This window comes from Paenibacillus sp. VCA1 (assembly GCF_031583795.1).
Lineage (GTDB): Bacteria > Bacillota > Bacilli > Paenibacillales > Paenibacillaceae > Paenibacillus_AQ > Paenibacillus_AQ albilobatus.
On the sequence record NZ_JAVLSX010000011.1, the window covers coordinates 152,591 to 172,740 of the forward strand.

At 49.3% G+C, this 20,150-nt stretch carries 18 protein-coding genes and 1 pseudogene; all 19 read left to right on the forward strand.

What is annotated here, in order from left to right; translation table 11 throughout:
* The first annotated feature begins 3 nt into the window (after positions 1 to 3).
* The 19 genes and pseudogenes from RJP21_RS23710 to RJP21_RS23800 all read left to right on the forward strand — a co-directional run bounded on the left by RJP21_RS23710 (position 4) and on the right by RJP21_RS23800 (position 19,707).
* A complete protein-coding gene (locus RJP21_RS23710; protein ID WP_310861499.1) occupies positions 4 to 1,818 on the forward strand; it encodes a serine/threonine protein phosphatase in 1,815 nt (604 codons plus the stop codon).
* Positions 1,815 to 3,101 (forward strand): normocyte-binding protein, encoded by a 1,287-nt coding sequence (locus RJP21_RS23715; protein WP_310861500.1) that lies wholly within the window; start codon positions 1,815 to 1,817, stop codon positions 3,099 to 3,101. Before RJP21_RS23710 ends, RJP21_RS23715 begins: the two co-directional genes overlap by 4 nt.
* Positions 3,092 to 3,793 carry an iron-dependent peroxidase gene (locus RJP21_RS23720; RefSeq protein ID WP_310861501.1) on the forward strand — a complete coding sequence of 234 codons (702 nt, stop codon included), beginning with the start codon at positions 3,092 to 3,094 and terminating at the stop codon, positions 3,791 to 3,793. Before RJP21_RS23715 ends, RJP21_RS23720 begins: the two co-directional genes overlap by 10 nt.
* A 31-nt stretch (positions 3,794 to 3,824) precedes the next feature.
* Positions 3,825 to 6,476 carry a molecular chaperone gene (locus RJP21_RS23725; RefSeq protein WP_310861502.1) on the forward strand — a complete coding sequence of 884 codons (2,652 nt, stop codon included), beginning with the start codon at positions 3,825 to 3,827 and terminating at the stop codon, positions 6,474 to 6,476.
* A 26-nt stretch (positions 6,477 to 6,502) separates the two neighbouring features.
* Positions 6,503 to 7,036, forward strand: a complete 534-nt coding sequence (locus tag RJP21_RS23730; protein ID WP_310861503.1) for a hypothetical protein — start codon at positions 6,503 to 6,505, stop codon at positions 7,034 to 7,036.
* Between the two features lie 28 nt (positions 7,037 to 7,064).
* Complete coding sequence (locus tag RJP21_RS23735; protein ID WP_310861504.1) at positions 7,065 to 7,628, forward strand: RDD family protein; 564 nt, start codon at positions 7,065 to 7,067, stop codon at positions 7,626 to 7,628.
* A gap of 62 nt (positions 7,629 to 7,690) precedes the next feature.
* The gene (locus tag RJP21_RS23740) at positions 7,691 to 8,461 is read left to right on the forward strand and encodes a DNA and RNA helicase (protein ID WP_397386267.1); all 771 of its coding nucleotides are present in this window, start codon (positions 7,691 to 7,693) and stop codon (positions 8,459 to 8,461) included.
* A 30-nt stretch (positions 8,462 to 8,491) separates the two neighbouring features.
* The gene (locus tag RJP21_RS23745; RefSeq protein WP_310861506.1) at positions 8,492 to 9,088 is read left to right on the forward strand and encodes a hypothetical protein; all 597 of its coding nucleotides are present in this window, start codon (positions 8,492 to 8,494) and stop codon (positions 9,086 to 9,088) included.
* Positions 9,085 to 10,497, forward strand: a complete 1,413-nt coding sequence (locus RJP21_RS23750; protein WP_310861507.1) for a contractile injection system protein, VgrG/Pvc8 family — start codon at positions 9,085 to 9,087, stop codon at positions 10,495 to 10,497. Before RJP21_RS23745 ends, RJP21_RS23750 begins: the two co-directional genes overlap by 4 nt.
* Positions 10,494 to 11,117, forward strand: coding sequence for a hypothetical protein (locus RJP21_RS23755; RefSeq protein ID WP_310861508.1), 624 nt, complete (start codon positions 10,494 to 10,496; stop codon positions 11,115 to 11,117). The genes RJP21_RS23750 and RJP21_RS23755 overlap by 4 nt, the downstream gene beginning before the upstream one ends.
* Complete coding sequence (locus RJP21_RS23760) at positions 11,117 to 11,641, forward strand: imm11 family protein (RefSeq protein WP_310861509.1); 525 nt, start codon at positions 11,117 to 11,119, stop codon at positions 11,639 to 11,641. Before RJP21_RS23755 ends, RJP21_RS23760 begins: the two co-directional genes overlap by 1 nt.
* A gap of 49 nt (positions 11,642 to 11,690) precedes the next feature.
* Positions 11,691 to 12,086, forward strand: a complete 396-nt coding sequence (locus RJP21_RS23765) for a DUF4280 domain-containing protein (RefSeq protein ID WP_310861510.1) — start codon at positions 11,691 to 11,693, stop codon at positions 12,084 to 12,086.
* An 87-nt stretch (positions 12,087 to 12,173) separates the two neighbouring features.
* Positions 12,174 to 14,771 carry a contractile injection system protein, VgrG/Pvc8 family gene (locus RJP21_RS23770; protein WP_310861511.1) on the forward strand — a complete coding sequence of 866 codons (2,598 nt, stop codon included), beginning with the start codon at positions 12,174 to 12,176 and terminating at the stop codon, positions 14,769 to 14,771.
* Positions 14,772 to 14,773: 2 nt separating this feature from the next.
* Positions 14,774 to 15,292: a hypothetical protein gene (locus RJP21_RS23775; protein WP_310861512.1), complete on the forward strand. Its 519-nt coding sequence runs from the start codon at positions 14,774 to 14,776 to the stop codon at positions 15,290 to 15,292.
* Positions 15,293 to 15,539: 247 nt separating this feature from the next.
* Complete coding sequence (locus tag RJP21_RS23780) at positions 15,540 to 16,550, forward strand: hypothetical protein (protein ID WP_310861513.1); 1,011 nt, start codon at positions 15,540 to 15,542, stop codon at positions 16,548 to 16,550.
* Between the two features lie 193 nt (positions 16,551 to 16,743).
* A complete protein-coding gene (locus RJP21_RS23785) occupies positions 16,744 to 17,382 on the forward strand; it encodes an HNH endonuclease (RefSeq protein ID WP_310861545.1) in 639 nt (212 codons plus the stop codon).
* Positions 17,379 to 17,846, forward strand: a complete 468-nt coding sequence (locus RJP21_RS23790; protein ID WP_310861514.1) for a DUF6985 domain-containing protein — start codon at positions 17,379 to 17,381, stop codon at positions 17,844 to 17,846. Before RJP21_RS23785 ends, RJP21_RS23790 begins: the two co-directional genes overlap by 4 nt.
* Positions 17,847 to 18,533: 687 nt before the next feature.
* Positions 18,534 to 19,147 (forward strand): annotated as a pseudogene (locus RJP21_RS23795) (polymorphic toxin type 15 domain-containing protein).
* Between the two features lie 17 nt (positions 19,148 to 19,164).
* Positions 19,165 to 19,707, forward strand: coding sequence for a T6SS immunity protein Tdi1 domain-containing protein (locus tag RJP21_RS23800; protein ID WP_310861515.1), 543 nt, complete (start codon positions 19,165 to 19,167; stop codon positions 19,705 to 19,707).
* The last annotated feature ends 443 nt before the right edge of the window (positions 19,708 to 20,150 follow it).

Below are 20,150 nucleotides of genomic sequence, written 5' to 3' on the forward strand. Positions count from 1 at the left end.
CGCATGAGGAAGGAGAACAGCGATTTTCAGACCGCTTTCGTCTCCGAAGCGGGGTCGTTTGTGGACAACAGGGATTATTTTGCCTTCGTGGAGCTGGATGACATGGCTTGTTACGTCATTGCGGACGGCCTCGATCAGGACCGGGAGCTGCGGAGCGCCGAAATGGCGGTCAGCGCGATTCTGGAAAGCTTCATGGAGAAGCCTTCGTTGTCCAAAAGGAGCATCCGGCGTTATTTGGAGACGGCCCATGAATGGCTCAAATTCGAAAGCCGGCGCGTCCGGCTGAAAGCGAGCGTGCTTGTGGTTGTAACGAACTACACGAAAATGGTGTGGGCATCCTGCGGGAATGCGCGGCTCTACCATTTTCGCGGCGGAAGGCTGAATTTAAGATCGACGGATCAAAGCTTGTCCCAATTGTTGCTGGAGAACGGCAAACTGTCTGAAGACCGGATATCAAGCCATGAGGAACGGGGCAATCTGCTGAATTATATGGGAAAGCCGGATCATTTCGATCCTTTTATATCGAAAAAAACGCCGCTTGCCGACGGTGACGTGCTTCTGCTCTGCACGCCTGGCGTTTGGGAGCAGGTGGAGCTGCCGGAGATGCTGGATGCGCTGGCGGAATCCAGCGACCCGGCCGCCCTGACGGATACGCTGGAGGAGATTGTGCTCAGCAAGCAGCGGCAGACGGTGAGCAATTACACCGCGGCTGCGGTATATGCCAACAAAACCTTTGCAGAGAAGCCGAAAAACCGCAAAAAATGGATTCTCCGCATGGCGGTCGTTCTGGTGACGCTGATGCTCGCCGGGGGCGGCGTCTGGTATATGAAAGCGAAGCAGGCGCAGACATTGGCCCAAACAGCGATGCAGATGGCCGAATACGAGCAAAGCGGCGACGAATACGCATCCGCGGGCGATTATGCGAAAGCGCTCAAAGCCTACAGCGAGGCGAAAAATGCGGCCAGCAAGCTGAAGGACAAGCTGCATTTCCAGCTGCTTCGCGGCAAGCAGCAAGTGGCGCAGGCCGTCACCGACGGGGACGGATATGTGAAGGACGGCAGCTATGATATGGCTGTGAACAGCTATACGAAAGCGCTCAAGGATGCGGGGAAATACAAGCCGTTCAAGCCGGAGGACATCCAGGCGAAAATCGACCGCAGCGGCAAAATCGCCGAGCTGGCCGAAATCATCAAGGACGGGGACAAAAAGGTTCAAGCCCAGGATTACAGCGGCGCGCTCAAAACTTACGAAAAAGCGAAAAATGCGGCGATCGAAGCCGGCTATGAGAGCGGGCAAAAGCAAATCGAAAAGAAAATGGCCGAAACTCAGGAAAAGATCGACGGCATTGAGCGCGAAACCAAAACGCTGCAGGCCGACAACCTAGAGAAAAAAGGCGACCGCAGCATGGCCGCCATGGATTACGCCGGGGCGATCGAGGCCTACGGCCTGGCGCAGGAAATCTATCAGGAGATCGACAAGCTGGAGCGGGTCCTGGCAATGGAGCGGAAAATTTCCAAAGCGGATGAAAAGCTGCATCCGGTCGTTCCGGCCGGGGACGGACCGGGCGCCGGAACAGCCGCGGCAGGCTTCCCGTCCGGGGCGGATGACTGGGGGAGCTACGAACCCGAAACGCCCCCGGCCGTGCCGACGGGGAAAAAAGATACCGTTCAGACTCCGGCGCCGCCTCAAGAAGGAAGCGGGGCGGTCTCGGGGGCGAGTAGTAGCGGTACGGAGAAAGGAACCGCTAAAGACGATGGCGGCTCATCCAGCGAAAATGGACAGACGGATACCGAAACGGAAGGAGGGGCTTCTTCATGAAGGAACTCATCATGGACCGGCTGGGCAAAATGGAGGATTTGCAGCAGCGCCGGCTGCTGCGGAACCTAATGAGCGGCGTGTTTCTGAACCTCGTGGAATATCAGGAGGAGCTGAACCGCCGGCTGGAGCGGCGGGTGTTCGAGGAAGTGGGCATTCACGATACCAAACATGATATTTACGTATCCATGTGCAGACGGGAAGAGTGGGATCCTTTGCATGATTATTTGCATCCCATGATTCCCGCGGATACGGAGCCGGGCCGGATCGATCTGGGAGAAATCGTGCAGAGCCTCAAGGAAGGCGGCGAAGTCCGGCTGTTTTCGTTGTTTCTGGAATGCAGCTATCCGCGGATTCAAGAGCTTCTCTACAGCGGCAGAACGTTCCGCGGCAGCCTGAAGACAGGCCGGGGCCAGTATGGGATCGAGGTCAAGCTGGAGAAGGACATGACCTATATCAAAGAAATCGAAAAGCTGTATCATGTGTTTCTGAATAACGGACTGCCTTGGAAAACGGTGAATCATCCCTATGCCTACAAATTCGTTAAAGCGGTGCTGACCCGGATCGACGGGGAGCTTGCGGAGGACGAGGAGGTTCTGGAAATATCGGTGCATCTGGAGGAATACGAACCTTACAAAAGAACCGATCTTGTTCCGCTGTGGAATATCCAGCGTCTGGAGCTGAAAACCGGAGGGTTTCCGGTGCCGGCGGCCGACCGCGTCAACTATGAGCATGTGCTGCCGCTGCTCAAAACCGGACTTCAGCACGGCTATTTGGTGGAGGTCAACGATGACAGCATCCGTTACATCAAACGTTCCGCGGAAGAGATAACGGTCGTTTCGCCGCGTGAAAAGTCGGATACGTGGCAGGTGCTTAAAGTAGCCAGCCCTTTCAATTCCGGAATGAGCCGGCCCGGTTATCCGCTGATGTCCAACCGCCAGAGGGAGGATTTTATCAGCAGGTACGGTCATCAGCAGGGGCAAATCGTTCGCTCCAAAGGCGAAATCGTGCGGATCGTCCATTCATTTGCCGCCTCGGAGGGGCTTACGCTGGCGGATGTGGAAATTCGCCCTGCGGACGGCAGCCAGGCCATCACCTACGAGCTCAACCGTTTCATCACAGATGAAGTCCGGGTGGACAACGGAAAATGGCGGATGTGCCTGAAATTCAAGCGGACGGATAGGGATTCGCAGCCGGATTATTTGGCCGAAGATTTGCTCAGCTTCCTCGTTTCCCAGGTGCAGATGTCGTTCCCGGAATACCGCTGCGAAGGAGAATGGGCTTGAATTACATATGGGATTTGCTTGTGCAGGCGCAGGAAGCCGGCATCGGCAAGCACAACATTACGTTTTTGCCGGCGAAGGTGTATTCGCCCTACATGGAACTGAGCCTGAAGGAACTGAATGCGGCCAAAGGCCAGCATGACGTCGAGGTGGAGATCAATCCGCATTACCGGTTTCCCGACATGTTCCGCGATTTGCTCGATATCAACCTGACGGAAGACGAAGAGTTCCGCTTGGTTTTGTTCGATATTTTGATTCATTTTCTGGCGGAGCTCGATTTGATGCAGGGCATGAACAAACGCGAGTTTTATATCCGTTTCGTGCTGCGGGATTTGGAAGCCGGGGCGTTCGGCAGCCGGGTGAAGGAGCTGATCGGCCTGTTTGATCCGGAAGAACGGGAGCTGATCGTTTGCGCCATTTTGCGGATGTACGATACCGGGGAAACGCTGAATCTTCTGCGCAGCACGGTCAGCCGGATTTTCAAACGTTCGACCATTTACGTCAACAACGAGGACAAGGACGAAATGCTGTTTTATATCGGACAAAAGCAAACGGAACTCGCTGCCCGCAAGCTGGAGCTGCTGATGGAGCTTTTTCTGCCGGTCCGTTACCGGACCGAGGTGTACTGGGATTGCCATGTCGGCATTATCGACGCGGAAGACACGATGATCCTGGACCGGATCGCGATGTATTAAGACGCCCTGAGAATGGGAGGAGGAATGTAACATGAGGGGATTCAAACTGTATACCGATTCCACCGGCCAGGAGCGGGTGCGCGGGAAGGTCCGTTACACGCGGGACGAGCTGAACGAGATGACGACATTCCAGCTGCGGAACATCTGTTATCGCGAACGCCTGGTCGAAGGATTGAGTCACGGGCTTGACCGCGAAGAGACGATCCGCGTCATCCTGAAATATTTGGGCGCGGACGAGCGGATGTTCATCGGCCGTTTCTGTGAAGGCGGATTCGAACGGGTGAGCGTCATCCTCCGCAAATATTTTCAAGCCCCGCTGGGAGGGGACGGAGGCATCAGCGTTCCGGCCCGCATCGTCGTTTACCCCGGCATTGCGGTGGACAAGGCGGACGGGTACAAAGTGCAGGCGCCGGCCGGGTTCGCGGAAGGGAATGCGCTGCTGGTGAACGACCGGATGGAGCTGTGCGGCATTTTTAATCTTTGCAAGGACGAGGCGGCCGCATCGGGCGGCTATTACTTGGCCGCGCATCACGGCGTCGAGTGGAAACGTACGGCCAACAGGCAGTACAGCCTGCTGTTCCTCCGCAAACGGGATTCGGAATACGTGTTCAAAACCTATTATCAAGAGCAGGCTCTGCCGCCTATACATATTCAATATTACAAAATCCCGCTGGCCGACTTGGACATCCGCGAGCTGCAGGAGACGGATGCCGTGCTGGCGATCGACTTCGGCACATCGAACACGACGGCGGGGGCTTTTTTATATCCCGGATACGCCAAAACCTCGGGCGGACAAGATGTGCTAGGCGGTCAAATCCGGATCAATGAAATCAATTTCGTGAAGTTTCCGGATCCGGTCTATCAAACGCCCGATTGGACGGAAGCGCTGCCGACGGCGGTCAGCGTCGCGGATTGCTCCGATCCTTCATCCGTCAGCTACCAGTTCGGGTACGAGGCCCTGCTCCAAATCCGCCGGAGCAGCTACAGCAGCCGGGCGACCGTCTTTCAAGGGCTGAAGCGCTGGGTGACCGATTTCAGGAAACAGGTCGAGGTCATGGACAGCGAAGGGAATACCGCGACCGTGTCCCGGAGCGAAGTGCTTCGCGCTTATATCAAATACGTGATCCGGATGGCCGAGCACCAGTTCAAGTGCAAGTTCAAAAACCTGTATTTCACCAGCCCGGTGAAGATGAAAGCCCCGTTCCTGGACATGTTCGCGGAGCTGCTGCCGGAATACCGGATCGAGCAGGAGGACGCCCTGGATGAAGGGATGGCGGTATTGTACAACACGATTGCGGACGGAATCGAGCGAAACAGCTTTATGGAAGGCGTCGATTATCATGCGCTTGTCATCGACTGCGGGGGAGGGACGACGGACTTGTCCTCCTGCCGTTTCCGGATCGAGGACGGGCATATGTCGTACCGGATTGAGCTGGACGCGACGTACGAAAACGGGGATACCCATTTTGGCGGCAACAACATTACATACCGGATTATGCAGTTTATGAAAATCGCGTTCGCCGATTATTATGCAGGCGGCAAACACCGGGTCACCGATATCGATGATCTGATCGACATCCCCGGCAACGACCTGTTCCGTGAGGTGGACGAGCAGGGCGTCGAAGCGGTTTATTCCAAGCTGGAGCGCCGTTACCGCGAGGCCGAGGCGGTCATTCCTACGGCCTTCGCCCATTACGAGAACCGCTCCCGCGACGAATATTTGCGGGTGCGCAGCAATTTTTATTTTCTCTGGGAGATCGCCGAGGGGATGAAGGAGCAATTTTTCCGGAAAACCGGCATTTTGCGGAACCGTTTCCTCGCGGAGCAAGGCGGGGGATCTGACAACGATCTGCAGATCACGCCGATGGAACGCTGGTTTCTATCGGTGTTTCGCGGCGGCGTCCTGAAGGATGAGTACGAAATTCCCGACGTCGTATTCAACATCAAGGAAATTACGCAGCTCATCAAAGCGGATATTTACGAGGTGGTCCGCAAATTTCTGGACGGGTTCTACCGGAGCGGCGTGCTGGGAGAATATTCGATCATCAAGCTGACCGGCCAGTCCTGCCGGATCGACGTATTCCGGGAGGCCTTGAAGGAATTCGTGCCGGGACGCAGCATCGAATTCCGGCAGAAGCCGATGGAAGGCCGGGTACCTGAGCTGAAGCTGGCCTGCCTTCGCGGGGCCATCCGTTATTTGAACGCCAGAAAATCCGGCATGATCGAAACGAGCATAACAAAACAGGCGGCGGCCATTCCGTATACGGTCAGCTCGCATACCCATGACCGCCGGGAGCTTGCGCTGATCAGCAGCCTGGAACGAAGCAACCTCGTGCTGGGCTTCATCTCGCGGCCGTTCCAGACGCGGGAGGTCGAGTTCCTCTTGCGCGGCAGCGACGGCAGCCTCCGTCATAGTTACGTGTACCATAACCGGACCGATCAATATAAGCCGGTGCAATACGTCGATATCCAGGCCGCCTATGGCGATAAAATCCCGCAGGATGACACCGACTCCATCGTCAACGGGGAGACGAAATATTTCGTCTTTGCGGATGACAACCATTGGGGCTTTCACGTTCTGCCGATCGCGCGCCTGGACGAGGGGCTTCTGTTAGGACGCAAAGCGCTGTTTCCGTTCGAAAGCGACCGGTCGGAGCTGGATTTTTTTGACGGGACGAGATAGCCGTAGAAGAAAGAGGAGAAATAACCATGAATTGGCGTTTAATGACGATCTTGGTCAAAAAAATTTTGGGAACACCTTTTAAACCGGCAAAACGGGGTGCTTCGGGCGAGTTGGTTTTTAAGAAACCGGTACTTTGGATCGTTCTTGTCATTGGCGGATGCCTTGCAGGTTGGTTAGCGCTTGTGATGTCGCTAATGACCGAAAGTTCGCCTGATGAGGAACAGCTCGTCTATTTGTTGGCTGTAATCGCTGTCGGCTTCACTTTATTCTTGCCGGGTGTTTTGAGCTTTAAAGCAGAGGCAGGGGAGTCCTCCATCAAGGTGAGACGTTGGAATGGCAGACGAATGCTGAAATATGAAGAGATTACAAGCGTGGAGCATACCCGGTTTTTCGGAGGACAGTTCATTTTGAAAAGTCCTCGGGGAACGATCCGCCTTTCTGAACACATGACCGGAATCGCCGAATTGATATCGCTGCTGAGCGCCCGGATCGGAGATCAAAGCTGCACTCAGGCAAACGTGGCTTTGGCGAAAAGGAAGGCGGATTTTGAAAGTTATTAGGATATGAAATTTATAGAACCGAGGAAGGATGAATGAAAACGTGTATGCAGGCTTTTGGTGCCGATGGGTTTCCAGTCTATTGGACGAGATCGCCATTATCATTATTTTGATTCTGATGAACTTGTTTGGGATACTTATAAATTTTGCATTTCTGAAGTATATCGAGATCACTGGTAAGTATGAATGGGCTGGACTATTTGAATTCATACGTCATCTTAATTTACCGATATGGAGGATTTTCTTAATACGATATTTGTATTACGCCTTTATGGAAGCATCCAAATGGCAGGCGACTTTAGGGAAGATGGCTCTTGGGGTCATAGTCATAGATCAGAACCATCAGAGGATCTCCTTCCTCCGGGCAACCGGCAGGTTTTGGAGCAAGTACCTTTCTGTACTCACTGTTTTTATAGGGTATATGATGGCAGGTTTCACCAAACGGAAGCAGGCACTGCATGACCTGATCGCCAAAACCTATGTCGTCAACAAGCGAGATTTAGAAATGAATCATCAAAGAGACTTGACGGGCTTCGACCCATTCGGTTTTAGCGGCAGTTCAAATGGCGGGATGTTGCCAAACTCTCAAGGATAAAAGATTGTTTTCTGTATCGAATTTTGAAGGATGAGGGTCAAGGCCTGAGAGGAGGGATGCCATTGTTCACCCATATCGCACCGAAATTCAACAAAGGCCGGATCTTAAAAACGGCGATGCTGGAAAATTTGCGGGATTTCCCGCGTGAATTTACCGACGTCTATTACCGGGATTATACGGACGGCATCGTGACGGGGGCGGGCATCTCGGTTAGGACGGATTCGCTGACCGTTGCACCCGGGATCGTCAAGCACCAAGGCCGAATATACATCATGAAACAGCCGGCGGCCCTTTCGTATATGGCAACGGGACGGGAGAGCGCGGTCAAAATCCGTTTTCAGGAGGGCCGGGAGGACAGCGATTGGCAAGAGTTCCGCAGCGAGATTGTGCTGGATCAACAGCTGGAGACGCGCTCCTCCGAAATGGAGCTTTGCCGCTTCAAGCTGAAGGACGGCGCAAGGCTGCGCCAGGACTATCAAAATTTTCAGGACATGGCCACCGAATATAACACCGTCAATGTGCTGCATGTAAGCATCGCGTCCTTTGGCAAAAGCACCTTGTCCCCTGTCATCATGCGGCGTTTTGCGGAGGAAATGCTGGGGAGGGGAGGCGCCGATCCGCAGGACATGGTGTTCGCCATGATGTGCCTGAACGAAGGCACCGTCAGCCGGGACGTTATTTTGCATTACATCGCAAGACGTCTCGGCATCGCCTACAAAGATTACAGCAACGTGGAAATACATAAGTATTTAGCCCGGATACTCGAACATGCCCGCGGCAGCAGCCGGATGGGGATGGGCCTGGGCGCAAGCCAGAGGATGATAGTGGATTAAATCTGCAAAACGGCAGAGGAGGAGACCGCAATGTCATTTATGGATGAGAAAATTGCGCAATTTCTTAACGAAGCGGAGCAAGCCATGAGCCCGAATTCGATTTGCGACGGACCTGTCAAAATCGGCGGCAGGTACTTCGAATTTACGGAGCAAGCCTTCTACGAGGACAAGCTGAAGGTATTTCTGCCGAAGGATTTTGAAGAGATGCCGCAGCAGGCGCGTTCCGTGAAATACCCCTATGAGCAGCGGCCGGAAATTATTCAAAGCGACGCGTCAGGCAGCACCAACTTCACGTTCAACCGGATCGACCATGAGCTTCAGGACGAAATGGTTGAAGAGCTGACCAGCGGCATGAAAATGATGATCCAAAAGTCCAATCCTTCCCACGTGTTTTACGAGAGCGGGGTTGAAGTGGTGAACGGCAAGCCGATCGGCTTTTTTGAATTCAAAAGCATCGTGTTTGACGGTTCCCTATTTAATATCATGTACTTTTTGGAGCTGGAAGGCCGAATTTTGATGGGAACCTTCTGCTGCCGTTATGAGGAATATGCCGATTGGAGGGACATTGCGTACCAGGTCATTCGAACCGTCACGGTCATTCAGGAAGAGAAGGAGGATCAGGCATGAGCCAAACCATCTATTCATCTGCGGACATTTCGGTATCCCATTATCGTTTTGAACGGATTACGGATTTGCGTCTGGTCAAGCAGGTGGGAGAGCACGTCAAGCTTTCGATCAGCGGGGTCGTGTCCGAAGAAATGCTGGACAAATATGTGGAACAGGTCGAAGCCGACGATACGATTCGGGTCACGGTGCGCGATAAAGACAAGGTAATCACCTTGTTTCAAGGCGTCATTACCAACATGTCCGTCCAAGCCGTACGCGATGTCAGAACGATGACAATCGAAGCTCATAGTTCCACGATCACCATGGATTTTCGCAAGGAAAGCCGATCATTCCAAAACGAGCATATGCCGTATAGCCAGTTGTTCAAACGGGTGATGGCGAGTTACCCCAAATCGGATATGATCGATGAAGCTTCGCACGGCAAAAACATCGGAGGGCTGATCGTTCAATACCAGGAAACGGACTGGGCCTTCATTAAACGTCTGGCTTCCCACTTCCATGCGCCCCTCATTCCGATGAGTTCAGGCGAAGGCGTGAAATTTTTTATCGGTATTCCTGACCTGGGCGAACCCCGTGAGCTGCGCGAACACAATTATACGATCCACAAAAACCTGAAAGAGTATAAGACGAAATCGGAAAACGGCGTGGACGGCATCCATGAGCACAACAGCATCAGCTATTCCGTCACAAGCCATCAATGGCTGGAACTCGGAAGCGCGGTGAAATTTCAACGAAGCACCATGTACGTGAGCAGGGTGGAGACGAAGCTGGAGCATGACCTCTTGATTCATCAGTATGAGCTGAAAGACCGCAAAGGTTTGATGTGCCCGGTGCAGTACCGCTATGAGCTGGCCGGAACCTCGCTGTTCGGGAAAATACTGGATGTGGCCAAGGACAAAGTCAAGCTGGGCTTAAGCATCGACCAGGATCAGCCCGTACATGAAGCGATGTGGTTCCCATATTCGACCGTGTATTCCTCGCCGGATGGAAGCGGGTGGTACTGCATGCCGGAGGTTGGCGATGAAGTCCGTTTATATTTTCCGGATGAACAGGAAAAACACGCCTTTGCCGCCAGCTCCGTCGATAAGGAATCGGCGGATCCGCAAAAACGCAGCGACCCGTCGGTCAAAAGCATCAGCACGAAATACGGGAAACAGATCGTGTTTAAACCCGGTTCCGTCGAAATCATCGGCGGCGGCCAGTTGTTAATGAAGCTCACCGATGACGGGGGGATTGAAATCAACAGCGACAAAAAAATCTCCTTATCCGCGATGGAAGACATCGAAATTACCGGCGGGGCCAAAATCATGATTCAAGGCGATACGGGCGTAGAACTGGTGCAAGGCGGCGCCTCGATGCGGATCGAGGACGAGGTGACCATGAGCGGAGGCCGGGTGAATATCGAATGAGTTCTGTCATGGATCGGGATGCGGCGTTAGGGGATTTTCTTGAAAAATATGTGCTCGAGCGCTGGCAGGAGGATCTTGCGGCGATGGGCGAGCATTATGAAAAGAATCAGGCGGAAATCGAGGCAGGGTTTTTAAAAGCGGTGGACACGGCCTGCATGCAGGCCGTCCATCTTCAGGAGCAGCAGCTTAAGGGGGATATCCAGTATATCTATCTGTCTTTATTGAGGACGAGTATCATGGAACATCAGGCCGTTTATCGGATTGATGTTTTGGACGAACGCTGGTTTCTCGATCCCTCGGAGTGTGCCGTGCAGTGGCAGGCCGATTTTATATTCGATCCGTTATTTCAGAGAATCGCTGCGCTTGACAACGTGAAATCGAACTACGCGCGTAAAATCTCCGCCATGGACGTGGAGCGGATTTTGCAAATCGAAGCGTACAGATACCATCTGTTTGCGATTGAATTCATGCGGGGACTGGTGCCTTCAATCCTGGAAGGCGAGGGGTTTCTGCGAATGGGCAAAAAGCCGACGCTTTGCATTTTGGCGGGAGAATTCAGGGATCAGAGCGAGATTTTGTTCCAGGCCGGGGGCGGCGGGGATGAAGCGGGGGGAGAATGATGGACTATTTTATTCTGCAGCAGGATGAGCGGTATACGAATATTCCCGTGTTGCAAGATCTCCGGCAAAAAATCGATATCCGGCACATGAACCGGCTGCGCGCCCACCATCTGGCGGATACGACGATTTTTCATGTGAAGGCGGACGCCGATGCGGACTATTTGGATTTGCTGGCCAGCCAGCTTTTTTTGGTGTCGGAGCGTTTCAGGCCCGTCATCGAGATGTACGAACCGGCGTGCATATTCAAGCACATTCCGCTGATGGACCTTGCACACGGCAAGCAGCATCTGTATTACCTGCCGATTTTTGATGAAGTCGAAGCGTTAAGTCCGAATAGCGAATTCAATTTGGATCGCAGTGTGATTAAAAAAGCGGTTTTACAAAAAGAAAAAGTGGCGGGCAAACGCATTTTTCGAGTGCAGGAAAGCGAGCAGCCGCTGATCATCGTCCGTTTGGACGTGGCGGAAAGCTTGCTGCGCCGGGATTTGACGGGGATCCGCCTGAAACGGGCAGCGATGGAATGAGACACGGAATGGGGGATTATAACGGAATTTTGAAAGGAGCCTGGAGAGCATGGACAAGCAGTTTTACGTCGTGCGGGGAGCCGACATCTTTTGCGATTGCGGGTCGCATTCAAGAAAGCTGAATTTGCCTGAAAGTCACGGCTCGTACGTCAACGGCAAACCGATGATGAATGAACTCGATTGCGTACCGGAAGTCAACATTTCGAAGTTCGGAATTTGCACTCATCCGAGTAATGAGAGCGGAGAAACGATCTATCTGATCTCGATGGACGGCCAGCAAATTCAAGGCAAACCTTGCCTGCCGAAATTGCTCGGCTCATCCTGGTCCAAAACCAAAACGAAGGTCAAAGTAGACGGACAGGCCGCTCTGACGACCGAATCGGAATTGTATTGCGCTTTGGGCGGCACAATCAAATTCGCCAGCAATGGGCAGCAGGAAGAGTAGCGGGTCCGAAGTGATTTTAAAATAAACGAGCATAAGCGGAGGGTAGCGGACAGCATGAGAGATTATGCGAACGGAGGCTGACGGGCAGTGATAGGTTACGAGCAATTAAGGATCGTATCCCCTTACCGGTTGAAAAGCATTGAGGACGTCGAGCTGAATTGGGCGCCAAACGAGCATGGGAAGCTGATCGTACGCGGGCTTGTGGACGAGAAGGATCAAACAAATGCCGTGCTGAAGGCAACCGCCGATGACGCCATTCAGGTCCTTGAACAAGGAACGACCGGTGAACATACGATCTTTCGAGGGATCATTTCCAGCGTGAGGACGATTCACCGCAGCGGCGTATACCAGCTCGAAATTGAAGCAAGTTCGGGCACGTCTTTGCTGGATGTACGGAAGAAGAGGCGTTCCTTCCAGGATCCCAACATGACGTACGGAGCTTTGGTAAAGCAAGTCTTAAGCTCTTACGACGGTTCGGACGTTATTCATCTCGTTGGAAAAGAAGAGCGAATCGGCGAGCCGATCGTGCAGTATGACGAGACCGATTGGGAGCTGCTGAAACGGATCGCAAGCCATTTTCAAACCGTGATCATAAGTGATATATTGGAAGCAAAGCCAAGAATATATATCGGCGTTCCGAAAGGAAACCGCATCCAGCTGCCCGAAAACATACCGTATACGGCAAGCAAAAACCTGATGGCCTACCGGCAGGCAGGCGAAGCATCGTCCGGGCTGCATCACACCGATTTTTTCAATTATGAGATTCGCAGCGGGACGCGATACAGCATCGGGGATGAAGTACGGTTTCGGGACAAAACGATGGTCATCGGCGAAGTGAAAGCTGCCATGACCCAAGGGGATTTTTTATACACATACCGATTGGCCCGTAAAGAAGGCATTCGACAGAACCGGATACATAACCAAAAACTCATCGGCATCACAATTAACGGGGAAGTTCTGGATGTCAAGGGCGAGAAAGTAAAACTGCATCTAGATATCGACAAGGAACAGTCCAAGTCTGCAGCATATTGGTTTCCGTTCGCCCCACCGACGGGAAACGTCATGTACTGCATGCCGAAGGTTGGGACCAACGCCAGCTTGTATTTTCCAGACGACGCCGGGGGCAAAGCGAAAGTTACCGGCTGCGTGCGGACCAACGGGGACAGCTGCCAGAAAACAGGGAACCCGAACAACCGGTATTTTGGAACGGAGCACGGAAGCGAGCTCGAAATGACGCCGACCGCGATTAACATCGCAAGCGGAAGCCCCGAGCCGCTGAAGATCACCTTCGATGACGAGACGGGTGTGACGTTGACCAGCCATAAGAAGCTGAGTATCAATGCAGGGCAGGATATTTCGCTGTACACCCCGAAAAAGATCGTCATCAAGGCGCCGAACCTCATCGTAGCCAAAAAGCTGAGCAAGCTGAGCGGATTTACGATCGAAAGCGAATACCACTTCCTCGGAGACCAGATCAACAAAAACGGATCCGACCGGACAAGCTATCCGAAATATGATGACGAGCCCGCGACATGGACGCCGCCGCAACCGGAACCTAAGCCGAAGTTCAAGTGGGGGAAATTGTTTGGAATTGTAGCCGCTGCCGTAGCGGTCGTTGCTTTAGTAGCCGTTTCCGTAGCGACATTTGGTGCAGGAGCAGTATTGGCTGCAGCAGCTTTTGGAGCAGCATGTGGGGCTATTGGAGCTGTTGCAAGCACGGCTGCCAGTGATATTGCACGGGGAGAAATGAGCAGTGGTTGGGACTACTTAAAAAGCGCCCTTATAGGTGGGGGAGTAGGAGCCATAAGCGGCGCGATCTTCGGCCCGTTCGGAGGGTCATTGACTTCATCGCTGATGCCTGCAACAACAAGCCAAGTAACGGCCCAACTGGCAACCGGAGTAGGGATTGGATTTGCCGGTGGATATACGGATTATACAACGACAGAGTTAATCAACGGCCGCACGCCTACTTTAAGCGGTGCACTAAACGCAGGAATGACCGGAGGATTATTCGCCGGAGCATTTTCAGCCCTCAGCGGCCCGGTATCGAAATTTTTGTCGAGGGCATTTCAAAAGGGTAAGACATATGATCCGTATACTGGTCCTAAACCTGATTCTTCAAAGAGCCAAAAGAGCAAAGGTGGTCCGGGAGTGGACCGGCCTATTGATGAATTTGATGATACTCTATTCTACAAAAATGTTGAAGAGAGTAGGGCTAGGGCGACAGTTGAACCTAAATTACCTTCTGATAAAGAATTAAATGATGCTGTTAATGAATGGTCCAAAATGCAGAAAAATCTAGCTCCTTCAAAAAGAAAATTGGATAATTTTAATACAGCTTCAGTAGCTTATGACGCAGGAACAGGAAAATATTATTATGGAATGAATAAAGGTGTGCAGCTTAGTGGAGATGTAAAAAACCCTATGTTATTTGGAAGCAAAGACCAAGCAGGGATATTGCCAAAAGCTTCTCTTAATGACTACGCTATAGGAAATTGTGCAGAAGTAGACGCAGTGAATCAAGCTCTTAATAATGGTGCTAATATGGGTGATTTGTATTTATACACCATTAAAACAACTTCAAATGAGTTTGGAGTTGCAAAAATAGCTTGTGAAAACTGTACGTTTACGTTTAAAGGAAATGTTGCTGATGCACTAACAGGATGGTTAAAAGGAGGACAATGAATATGGAAAAATTTAAAAATATTTCATTTAGAGGTAGAGTTGCATATGGAATTAGCTGTTTTGAGAACGCACTTATAGCCTTAAAATATGATCTTAATGATTGGAAGTTCATTTTAAACTACTTATGGGATTTTACAAGCATACAGTATTTAGATGACTGGAATGATATAGTAGTTGAATTAATTCCTGAGAATTTACTGGAATTTAAAACTTATGAGGAGGAAGAGTTTGAGCGGCTGAGTAAAGAGGAGTTCATATATTTATATAACTTATATCAAAATGTTGATAAATCAATAGATATTTTGATACGTAATATCTATGAACTTGGTATCAGTCATGCTTATACTGTAATCGAAGGATATGGTGAAAGCAGTCTGAAATCTTTGGATAGAATTATTAAATTCATGATAGAAAACAAATTTCCCTTACCGAGTCTTGATCCCTTCTTGAGTTTTTCTATCGAGGAAAATAGAGGATGGGGTAATAAGTTTGACGGAAAATCATTATCTAAAATCCTGTAACATAGAGCAGCTACCCAATGGGGTATGGCAAAAGTTTTGTGTAGATTTGGTTTATAACCCTAACGATAAGATCGTTCAACTGACAAATAAACTTCGAAAAGGCTTATTTCCACTTGAAAAATGGGTAGGAGTAAGCCTTTTTTTATGCCCTAAATAGTCATCCGAAGGATGCGCAGAATGAATCGATTGAAGTCAGGAGCGATGGTTTGTGATTTGATGGTGGCAGTTTAATTAACGAATCGGCTGCGTGCGGACCAACGGGGACAGCTGCCAGAAAACAGGCAATCCGAACAACCGGTATTTTGGAACGGAGCACGGAAGCGAGCTCGAAATGACGCCGACCGCGATTAACATCGCAAGCGGAAGCCCCGAGCCGCTGAAGATTACCTTCGATGACGATACGGGCGTGACGCTGACCAGCCATAAGAAGCTGAGTATCAATGCAGGGCAGGATATTTCGCTGTACACCCCGAAAAAGATCGTCATCAAGGCACCGAACCTCATCGTAGCCAAAAAGCTGAGCAAGCTGAGCGGATTTACCATCGAAAGCGAATACCATTTCCTGGGTGACCAGATCAACAAAAACGGATCCGACCGGACAAGCTATCCGAAATATGACGATGAGCCCGCGACATGGACGCCGCCGCAACCGGAACCTAAGCCGAAGTTCAAGTGGGGGAAGTTGTTTAAAAACGTGCTTGCCGGACTGGCGGTAGTCGCTGCAGTAACCGCCGTGGCGGTTTTGTGCGTCGCGACATTAGGCGCGGGAGCGGTTGTCATTGGCGCCGTTGCCGCGGGGGCGGCCATATCAGGTACCGCGGCCGTGGCCAGCATGGCGGTATCGGACGTGATGCGCGGCGAAGTCAGCGATATGGGCGACTATATGATGTCGGCGTTCCGAGAGTCGACCATAGGAGCGATATCGGGGGCGGTATTTGCCCCGTTTGGAACCATGGCCACGATCGGCGGCAAAATGGGCATGGGTGCAGCGACCAATGCCTTTGAAAGCGTCATCCGCCAAGGCATGGAAGGAAACGGATTCAGCTTCAAGACGCTGGTCATGGATGCAGGAATAGGTGCCGTGACTGCGGGCGTGCTGGATTCCCGGATTGCGAAGGCGACCGGAAGAGCCATTAAACAAGGAACCAAGGCTGTTGGAAACACGATTGCCCAAGGCGTCAAGGCAACAGGAGGGGCTATCAAGCAAGGAGCCAAAGCCCGGAGAAGGCTCCAAACAAGCGGCTGCTTGGATAAGTAACGGAGCCAAAAAGGCAGAAAAGCAATTTAATGAGCAACGTAAAAGATTGGCAGAGGCAGGAAGCACCTTGGCTTCGCGTTTTGAAAGACCAATGGCCTTTGCGGATGGACCTGGTGGAAGTTTTAGCTTGTCAAAGGTTGAGCCGACGCCTGAACCAAAACTAAATGATAGACAGTTGAATTATAGACAGGCCATGGCTGAAGCTGAGGCTAGGGCTGGAGCAGGGGGGAAACCTCTGGGTAAGATTGATGATACTCCGCCAGCCTTCAAGCAAACTAAATTTGCCAGTTCTTATGAAGCAAGACTTAATCAAACACCTGCACCTGAAAATCCAAAAGTTGGTTTTGAAGGAATTAGGGGCGAATCTAAGTGTACTATTAAGCCGCCACCTGATCCTGAAGTACAAAAAGTATTAGATGAGGCTGGCATTGATGGTATACAATATAAAAATGCTGTACCTGACTTTTCACCTGTAGCAAAAGCGCAAGTAGAAATCGACTATATGCTAGGCGGAAAAGGAACTTATGGAGGAAAAGCTAGAAGGGAAAATTTCATTCAATCAGATTCAAAATTGGCTGAGCAACTCAATAATTCTCCTGAATTAGCACGCCAATTCGGAATGGAGTCTGGTAAAATTAGTGCCAGGGATATAAAGATTTATCGTGAAAAAAACAACTTAACATGGCATGAATTAAATGACGTAAAAACAATGCAACTTGTGCCAACAAATATAAACAGTACGTTTGGACATCTTGGCGGTGTTGGAGAGATTAATGCAGGGGCATTTGAACCTGGAGGTTTTGCCAATAAACAAAAGGAGATCATAAAATGAAAAAGAATGATCCAATCTTTGGTGATCTAGAGTATAACTATAGCTGGTCTAAGGATACCACTATTCTTTTTTTCGGAAGAGAAACTGAGATTACATTAATGATTGATGGCGAAGAAGATGGAAAATTTGATGAAGAACAGTACGCGGCATACCAAGCTTTAATGAAGAGTTGGGAGCAATTACATGAAAATTTCCTTGAACCAATTTTAAAATATTATCAACAAAAGCGACATGAACTGGGTTACGATATCGCTTTGAATGAAAATTATCCCTTAGTCGAAACAGCCGACCAAATTCTTGAGATGATTGTTCTAGATGGAATCGTGGTTCCATATGGAGATATAAGAGAAGGTCGAGATATTGGTATACTTTTTAATTGCACATGGGACCAGGAAAATGGACTGGGACTTCGTTTATTGAATGAAGAGGTGATTGATGTAGGATACCAGGATATTGTTATTTAGTAGCAAAGTAAGCCACTCAGTGCACCATGCACCGTCCATTAAGCGGGCGGGAGATAACGAAGCTAGGCAAATTATTCATGACCCTGCTATGATTGAACCGAATCAGAATATCATCCAATGGTATGACGGCGGGGGGGGGGGGGATAATCTAATCGAGTTTATTCGGATTAATCTATCATTCAAATATAACATGTAACCCATGCAAATACCCATATAAGAAATTCGCATTTCGGTTTTGCGCACATTAATGCTTAATTTTATAACCTGAGCGCTATACAGGTCGATTATGGTAAGTTACCATGTCTGACCTGTTTTTATTATCTGGAGTTTTTATTTAGCTATAACTGTAGAATACACCTGCGTCGGTAGGACCAATGTAAAGGAATTTGATCCACACATTTATCAATTGTCCAATGTTTTGCCGATAAAAATGTTGTAGCCCTACCGTATCGGAGGATAAATATGAAGAACAATACTAAATACTTTCACTATTTCCCTGAAATATTTAATGAAACTATTGAAGATACGAATGAGCGTATTCAAAGATATAGAGATCACGGTCTACCATTAAATGCTGGCTACTATTACGAATTGCTTGCTGATGGATTTCAAGATATTGCTATTGGTGAGATCATCTTGAAGGGAGACTTTATAAAATCCAAACAAAACTTTTATTTGGCAGGGAAAATGCAAGAGGTTATTTATCAAAAATACGACAATAAGGAAAATAATATACCTTGTAATTATGTAACTACAGATAAGAAACCTTCTGGGGGGGCGGGTGATGTTAAGAAAACTTCAGTTAATGCACCTAGGATTGAAGAAATAGAGGTTAAATTTAAACAAAATAAAAAACATGATTTTGAGGAATTTAAAAGGCAATTAAAAGCACAAGAAGAGGGAATTAACGAGTTAACTGTAGATGAGTTTATTGCGAATAGAGATAGGTACTTGAAGATGGTAGGGCCTTGGAAGGAGACGCCGCACAAAAATTAGCTAGGAAGAAAGCACTCCAAGATAAAATTGATGAACTTCGCGAAGAAGGTTTATCGTATCAAGAGGCAGAACAAAAAGCTAAAGAGTGGATAAAGGATAAGGCAGCACTGCATAACCCTGACCAAATTGCTGGCGGTTATCCAGAAAAAATTGACGGATTGGGTGATTCCAGGGTCAATTCTTCACTTGGCTCACAGTGGAAAAATAATATAGGTGAATTGGATAAAAAGATTAGGGACATAGCTAAAAATATGACAGAAGAAGAAAGAAAGTCCACCTACTTGAATATCAAACTAACAGAGTAAATAAAGGAGCATGGAGCATGAAAAAAATTATTAATGATTTTATGCTTGAAGAAAAAGTCCCCATGAGTGTTATTGAAAAATACAGGGAAGATGTACCCGCCCAAGTGGTTGAAGTGTGGGAATATCATGGATTTGGTAGTACTAATAATGGTTATCTCAGGATTATAAATCCCGACGATTTTCAAGAAATATTAAAAGATACTTATAATAGATATCAAATGGCCATTCCATTATTCACTACAGCTATGGGCGATATTTTAGTTTGGGAAGATGGGTATTTATTGTCGCTTAATTATAGAAAACATGAAGTGAACGTAGTGGCAAAAAATTTCAAGTTCTTTTTTAATGATATCTTTGATGATTATTACTTAGAAAATGCTCTTGATTGGTTTCCTTATCCAGATGCAATAAGAAAATATGAAACACCTTCTTTTGATGAATGCTTCGGTTATGTTCCTCTTCTTGGGTTAGGGGGGACAGAAAAAGTTGAAAATTTAAAAAGAGTGAAGTTGAAAGAGCATATCTATTTGATAACTGAATTCATGGGGAATATTGAGTGATCCAACTACTTGGTTCAATTTAATTTGGTTATTATGATAACTTTTATATGGAGGGACCTACCCAGTGCCGAATGGGATAGCGACTCATATGTTCTAATTACGGTACCAGAAAGAGAATTTGAACAAGCTAGCTTTCAGAGCAAGATATGTGACTACGAATTCTTTTAAATGAACGCCAAGTGACAAGAAAGATGCTAGAAAACCATTGTAAGTCGTCTTGAACTGCTTTAACTTTACTAAAGCTTTATCCACCATGAATTATTAGGTGGATAAAGCTCTTATTTTTGTGAATAAGGGGATGAAGTGCGTTTTCGGGACAAAACGATGGTCATCGGCGAAGTGAAAGCCGCCATGACCCAAGGGGATTTTTTATACATGTACCGATTGGCCCGTAAAGAAGTCATTTGACAAAACCGGATACATAACCAAAAACTCATCGGCAT

Coding starts and splice junctions, on each gene's coding strand:
- RJP21_RS23710 (WP_310861499.1), top strand. CDS start 4: ATGAGGAAGGAGAACAGCGATTTTCAGACCGCTTTCGTCTCCGAAGCG.
- RJP21_RS23715 (WP_310861500.1), top strand. CDS start 1,815: ATGAAGGAACTCATCATGGACCGGCTGGGCAAAATGGAGGATTTGCAG.
- RJP21_RS23765 (WP_310861510.1), top strand. CDS start 11,691: ATGGACAAGCAGTTTTACGTCGTGCGGGGAGCCGACATCTTTTGCGAT.
- RJP21_RS23725 (WP_310861502.1), top strand. CDS start 3,825: ATGAGGGGATTCAAACTGTATACCGATTCCACCGGCCAGGAGCGGGTG.
- RJP21_RS23745 (WP_310861506.1), top strand. CDS start 8,492: ATGTCATTTATGGATGAGAAAATTGCGCAATTTCTTAACGAAGCGGAG.
- RJP21_RS23785 (WP_310861545.1), top strand. CDS start 16,744: ATGGCTGAAGCTGAGGCTAGGGCTGGAGCAGGGGGGAAACCTCTGGGT.
- RJP21_RS23755 (WP_310861508.1), top strand. CDS start 10,494: ATGAGTTCTGTCATGGATCGGGATGCGGCGTTAGGGGATTTTCTTGAA.
- RJP21_RS23760 (WP_310861509.1), top strand. CDS start 11,117: ATGGACTATTTTATTCTGCAGCAGGATGAGCGGTATACGAATATTCCC.
- RJP21_RS23750 (WP_310861507.1), top strand. CDS start 9,085: ATGAGCCAAACCATCTATTCATCTGCGGACATTTCGGTATCCCATTAT.
- RJP21_RS23800 (WP_310861515.1), top strand. CDS start 19,165: ATGAAAAAAATTATTAATGATTTTATGCTTGAAGAAAAAGTCCCCATG.
- RJP21_RS23730 (WP_310861503.1), top strand. CDS start 6,503: ATGAATTGGCGTTTAATGACGATCTTGGTCAAAAAAATTTTGGGAACA.
- RJP21_RS23720 (WP_310861501.1), top strand. CDS start 3,092: ATGGGCTTGAATTACATATGGGATTTGCTTGTGCAGGCGCAGGAAGCC.
- RJP21_RS23775 (WP_310861512.1), top strand. CDS start 14,774: ATGGAAAAATTTAAAAATATTTCATTTAGAGGTAGAGTTGCATATGGA.
- RJP21_RS23735 (WP_310861504.1), top strand. CDS start 7,065: ATGAATGAAAACGTGTATGCAGGCTTTTGGTGCCGATGGGTTTCCAGT.
- RJP21_RS23790 (WP_310861514.1), top strand. CDS start 17,379: ATGAAAAAGAATGATCCAATCTTTGGTGATCTAGAGTATAACTATAGC.